The sequence below is a fragment of the uncultured Thiodictyon sp. genome (assembly GCF_903828115.1).
In the GTDB taxonomy this organism is placed as follows: domain Bacteria; phylum Pseudomonadota; class Gammaproteobacteria; order Chromatiales; family Chromatiaceae; genus Thiodictyon.
The window spans coordinates 1-1,525 of the sequence record NZ_CAIKKU010000067.1 but is presented as its reverse complement, the minus strand read 5'-3'; the positions used below and the strand labels follow the sequence as shown (position 1 = coordinate 1,525).

Genomic DNA, 1,525 nt, shown 5'->3' with positions numbered 1-1,525 from the left:
CGCGCAGGATCAGGGCATAGGCATCCAGGCGCCCCCGGACCTTGAGGGCGACCTGATCGCAGTCGAAGGCGAACTGCATGGCCGCGTCCCGTTCGAGGAGCTGCTTGACCTGCAGACCGGCGAGGACACTCGCCAGCACCCCAAAGGTCAGCGCGACCCAGGCGAGTGTGGTCTTCCGAGATAGGCTGAGCGTGGGCATAGGGCGTGCGAAGATTGCGACTGCGGGGGCCAGGCGTGCGCCACATCGCCGGCCCTGGGCCGAGGGGTAGCAGGAGGTCGAGCGCGGCGCCCGCAACAACGGTTGGACCGCCGCCGTCACGGGGGTCGTCCACTTCGTCAGCGACGCGCGGTGGTGCGTCATCGCCCCGCGGCCGACACCCGGGCATCGTACCACCAGCCCGGGGCTGGTTGGCGCATTTCAAGCGCAAGGCTTGTCAATGTTTGTAAATGGGCCTTGATCATCGCCCCGGCCAGCGGCCACCTTCTGGAGTCAAAGGCTAACGGTCACGGCGCCCGCGCCACCCCGGCAGATGAAAGTCATGCCGATCGCTGGCGAGCGAGCCTGCGTAGTCAGGGCTTCCAGCCCTGACTGCTCCAGCCTGGCCAGGCCAGGATGGCCTGGCTACGCAAGGGACTTTCACGGTAAAGCCTTGGTCCTGTCCCCCCAAGGCTGAAGCCTTGGACTCCGGCCCGGGGCGGCCGGAACGACGATCAATGCCTGTAAATGCTTATTATACTTGTTTTTCCGAAATATCCGTATCCTTACACTCAACGCCACCGAATTAAGGTGACAAAGTAGAATTAGGGTTTTTTGCAATCATAGGGAAGGGAGATCGCGGTTCCAATCCCCGGGGCGCAAAGGTAAACTTCCCTGCTTTGGTTGCCATCCCGAGGTCGCCGTGGTCATTCCTGATTCGGATTTTCGCCGCATCAAGCGCTTGCCGCCCTATGTCTTCAACATTGTCAACGAGTTGAAGGCGGAGGCCCGGGCCCGCGGCGAGGATGTCATCGATTTCGGGATGGGCAACCCGGACCAGCCCACGCCGACGCACATCGTGGAGAAGCTGATCGAGGCGGCGGGGCGCAAGGACACCCACCGGTACTCGGTCTCGCGCGGCATCCCGCGCCTGCGCCGGGCCATCTGCAACTGGTACCGGGACCGCTACGACGTGCACCTGGACCCGGACGCCGAGGCGATCGTCACCATCGGCTCCAAGGAGGGCCTGGCGCACCTGGCGCTCGCGACCATGGGGGCCGGAGACACCGTGCTGGTGCCCAACCCGGCCTACCCGATCCACCCCTACGGATTCATCATCGCCGGGGCCGACGTGCGCCATGTCCGCCTGACCCCGGACACCGATTTTTTCGAGGAGCTAAAGCGCGCCATCCTGGAGTCCTGGCCCAAGCCGAAGATGCTGGTGCTGAATTTCCCCGGTAACCCGACCACCCAGTGCGTGGAACTGGACTTCTTCCAGCGGGTGATCGACATCGCCGGTGAGCACGGCATCTGGGTGGTGCACGATCT

At 64.1% G+C, this 1,525-nt stretch carries 2 protein-coding genes; one reads left to right on the top strand and one right to left on the bottom strand.

All coding sequences use genetic code 11. The features are described from left to right. On the bottom strand, positions 1–199 hold a 199-nt coding region (locus QZY48_RS02300; RefSeq protein WP_295427162.1), incomplete at its 3' end, for a hypothetical protein. Between the two features lie 700 nt (positions 200–899). Between QZY48_RS02300 and QZY48_RS02295 the strand changes: the two genes are divergently transcribed. Beyond that, positions 900–1,525, top strand: a 626-nt coding sequence (locus tag QZY48_RS02295; protein ID WP_295427159.1) for an aminotransferase class I/II-fold pyridoxal phosphate-dependent enzyme, incomplete at its 3' end; no start/stop codon positions are given.